2 protein-coding genes, 1 tRNA gene and 1 pseudogene are annotated in these 3858 nt (G+C 69.3%); 2 read left to right on the plus strand and 2 right to left on the minus strand.

The window, feature by feature from the left end; all coding sequences use genetic code 11:
- Positions 1-119 precede the first annotated feature (119 nt).
- Positions 120-196, plus strand: a tRNA-Met gene (locus ACLN58_RS19195).
- Between the two features lie 125 nt (positions 197-321).
- Here ACLN58_RS19195 and ACLN58_RS19200 read toward each other — a convergent pair.
- Positions 322-1122 carry a PspA/IM30 family protein gene (locus ACLN58_RS19200; protein WP_415856837.1) on the minus strand — a complete coding sequence of 267 codons (801 nt, stop codon included), beginning with the start codon at positions 1120-1122 and terminating at the stop codon, positions 322-324.
- Positions 1123-1188: 66 nt separating this feature from the next.
- Positions 1189-3207, minus strand: a complete 2019-nt coding sequence (locus ACLN58_RS19205; RefSeq protein ID WP_415856838.1) for a TPM domain-containing protein — start codon at positions 3205-3207, stop codon at positions 1189-1191.
- Positions 3208-3550: 343 nt separating this feature from the next.
- On the opposite strand from ACLN58_RS19205, the pseudogene ACLN58_RS19210 reads away from it, so the two are divergent.
- Positions 3551-3858: pseudogene (locus tag ACLN58_RS19210) on the plus strand (hypothetical protein); the annotation flags it as partial.

Genomic DNA, 3858 nt, shown 5'->3' on the forward strand with positions numbered 1-3858 from the left:
CCGGTCCCGGCGCCCGGTCCCGGAGCCCGCTCCGGGCGCCCGGTCCCATGGCCCGGTCCCACGGGCCCGGTCCCTCGATTTGGTTGGATGTTCACTGGTTGGTAACGTAGTCAATGCGCCGCGGGGTGGAGCAGTTCGGTAGCTCGCTGGGCTCATAACCCAGAGGTCGCAGGTTCAAATCCTGTCCCCGCAACCACAGATTCATGCAGACCTGTTCAAGGAAACTCGTCTGCGGAACACGTAGCGAAGGCCCGAACCGACGAGAGTCGGTCCGGGCCTTCGGCGTTCCTGGCGCGGGAGCTTCTCAGCCCCGGTGATTCCTCAGAGCTTGTCGAAGTCGGCCTCGTCGACCACGGGCAGCTCTCCGGCCGCGGGGGCCGCGCCCTTGCCCGCCGAGAGGGCCGCGGGGGCCGAGCCCTGCTTGAGGGCGGCGAGCCGCGCCTCGACCTCGGTCTGCTCCCCGAGGTCCTCGAGCTGGTTGAACTGAGCGTCGAGGCTGCTCGCCGCGAGCTCCTGCTGGCCGCGGACGCGCGCCTCTTCGCGGCGGATCTTCTCCTCGAAGCGGCCCACCTCGCTCGTCGGGTCCATGATGTCGATGCTCTTGAGCGCGTCGTTGACCTGGGTCTGCGCGGCTGCGGTGCGGCTGCGGGCTACGAGCTCGTTGCGCTTTGAGGTGAGCTCGTTGAGCTTGCCCTTCATCTGGTCGAGGCCGGTCTTGAGCCGGTCGACGACCTCGCTCTGGGCCGCGATGGTCGGCTCGGCGGCCTTCGCCTCGCTCTCCGAAGACATCTGGCGCTGGATCGCGACCTTGGCGAGGTTGTCGAACTTCTGAGCATCTGCGGCGTTGCCGGCGGACCGGAACTCGTCCGCCTTGCGCGAGGCGGCGAGGGCCTTGTTGCCCCAGTCCTGTGCCGCCTTGACGTCCTCAGCGTGGTCGTCCTGGAGCATCCGGAGGTTGCCGATGGTCTGCGCGATCGCGGACTCGGCCTCCGAGATGTTGTTGCTGTAGTCGCGGACCATCTGGTCCAGCATCTTCTGGGGGTCCTCCGCCTGGTCGAGCACCGCGTTGATGTTGGCCTTCGCCAACTGCGTGATGCGCCCGAAGATCGACTGCTTTGCCATGGTGTGGTGCTCCCTTTCTATGCCTCGGCCGGGTGCCGCGGCGCTGCTTGATTCGATGTTGATGGATCAGAAGCTTCCGCCGTCGCCGCCAAACCCGCCGCCGTCGCCGCCGCCGAACCCGCCGCCGTCACCACCCCAACCGCCGAAGCCGCCGCCATCTCCGCCGCCGCCCCAGCCGCCACCGCCGCCCCACGAGTCGCCGTCGTGGTGGTGGCCGCCGTTGAGGATGTTGTCGATGAGGATGCCGCCAAGGATCGCGCCGCCGATGCCGCCACCGTAGTTGCGGCCGCCGCCCCAGCCGCCGCCGAAGCCTGCGAATTGGTCGACGTCCTGCTGCGCGATCTGGGCCGCCTGCTGCGCGAGTGAGTTGGCCTGCTCCGCGTACGCGAGGGCCGAGGTCGGATCGCTCTGCGCAATCGAGAGCGCGTAGTCGAGGTTCCGCTGGGCCTCAGCGAGGCGGGTACGGGCCTCCGTGCCAACGCCGCCGCGGCGGGCCGCGATGTAGTCGCTCGTCGCGCCGATGGCGTCCTGGGCGGACCGGATGGCCTGCTGGAGCGACGCCGCGGCGCGCTGGGCCTGCTGCTCCTTGTCCCGGACGCCCGTGAGCACCTCGTCGAGCTGCTGATGGGCCTTCTCGACCCGTGCGAGCACGGCCACCGGATCGATCTTCGCGCCTGTGAGCTCCTGGCGGGCCTGGGCGAGCGCGGCCTCGACTCCCGCGATCGGCCCGGCAAGCTCGCCGTTCTGGCCGCCCTGCGCCATGGCCTTCGCCTGGGCGAGGTCGTTCTCGGTTTCGGCGAGTGCCGAGCTGAGATTCTCCTTCGCGGAGCTCAGCGCCGCGGACGTCTTGTCGATTGCGTCGAGCAGCACACCGCTCTGGTGCAGCGCCTCTTCCGCTGCCCGCACGGAGACCGCCGCGGGTCCGGTCTGGTTCTGGGCGAGCGCCTGCCGGGCCTGTCCTGAGGCGGACTCGACGAAGGCGAGCCGGTCCTTTGCCTGCGCGATGTTGTCCGAGACCTGCTTGACCGCCGATTCCGCGTACTCGTCCCGCAGCGCGGCGAGCGCCTGCTCGGCTCCGGTGAGCCGCGCCGTCGCCCGCTGCACGCCGGCGGCGACGTTGTCGAGGGCCGACGGCGCGTTGCGTTCGAGTTCCCGCAGCGAGTCGAAGTCAGCCTTCTGGTCCGCGAGGGAGCGGATGGCGGCCTCGGTGCGCTGGATGATTTCGCCGAGCCACACGCGCTGCTGCTGCGGTGTGTCGGGGATGTGATCGTCGAGCTGCTGCTGGAGCTTGAACGATTCGCTCAGCTGCGACTTCGCTCCGGCGAGGGCCTTGGAGAAGTTGCCCACGGCGTCGGCCCCGTACGAGGCCTCCGCGAAGCCGAGCTCCTGCTCGCCGGACTTGATGGCGTCGTCGGCCTGCACGAGCAGGCCGCTCGCACGCTTGCGCAGCTCCTCGAGGCTCAGGCCCGCGAGCGAATCCGGGGCGGAGCCGTCGGCCGGGACCGCCTGGGTGATGGCCCGACGACGCCGGCGCGAGAGCGCGTAGACACCCGCCGCCCCTGCGGCGACGACGACGCCGCCCACGATCCACGGGGTCGCGTCGCCCGAGGACACATTGCCGCTCCCGCCGCCGGCGGCGTCGCCCACGGCCTTCGCCGTGTCGATCGAAGCCTGGGCGTAGTCCTTCTTGCCGTTCGCGAGGTTGGGCACCACTGCGTTCTGGGAGATGTTGGAGATCTTGGAGTAGACCTTCGTGTTCGCCGAGTTCGCCTCGATCTGGTACTGGCCAGACTTCGCGATCGCGAGGAGAACGTCCGAGGACCCCATCTGCTTGTTCTTGGCCACGGTCTGGGCCCACGCCGTGCGGTCGGACGGGTTCGTGAACGAGTCGACGATGACGACGTACAGATTGACCTTGTGCTGGGAGACCAGGTCGGTGATCGCCTTCTCGACGTCGCCCTTCTTGCTCCCGAGGGCGTTGGTCGGGTCGACGATGTTGGTGCCGGACGGGATGCTCACGGGATCCGTGGCCCACGCCGGGGAGGCGGCCGGCAGCAGCGCGAGCGCCAGGGCACCGACAGCCATCAAGAGAGTCTTCAGCGTGGATCGCACTTCAAAGCCCTTCGCTCGGCTCCGGGGACAACCCCCGGAACGCCTGTGCCCCCATTTGAGCGTCCCAGCCAACGCCAGCCACCGCCGCGGGACGCTGTGGCATGTCGCTTTCGATTCTAGGGGGCCGTTTTGACACGGGTCCACCGCGCCCTGTGCGCCCCCAGCGAACAGGGCGAACGGCCGACGGCGCCCGAACGTTGGGCGTTTTGGCGGCGGTTGAGGCATTCGGCTGACTTCCAGAAATCTTTCAGACAACAGATGCGTGACGCACAGCATCGCGGTCCATAGTTGTGATCGACACGAAAGGATGAGCAGCATGAGCGAAACCCCAGAGAGCCCTGCCGAGGACCGCGGACAGGCGCCCCAGGGAGGCGCGACGCCGGAGCGGCCTACCGTTGCTCCCCAGAGTGCGCCTCAGGGGCCCGCGCACGGCGCGGACGCCTCGCCGACCGAGCAGATCCACGGATCCGGAGCGCACGCCGCATCGCAGGGCCAGCAGCCCACGCAGAATTACCAGGCACAGCCCACGCAGTCTCAGCCGACCCAGCAGCAGCCCACACAGCAGCAGCCCACGCAGGAGCAGCCGCGCTACGGGCAGTACGCCGCCCAGCCCGCGCAGCCGTC

Origin of the sequence: Sinomonas sp. G460-2, assembly GCF_047759905.1 — a bacterium.
In the GTDB taxonomy this organism is placed as follows: Bacteria; Actinomycetota; Actinomycetes; order Actinomycetales; family Micrococcaceae; genus Sinomonas.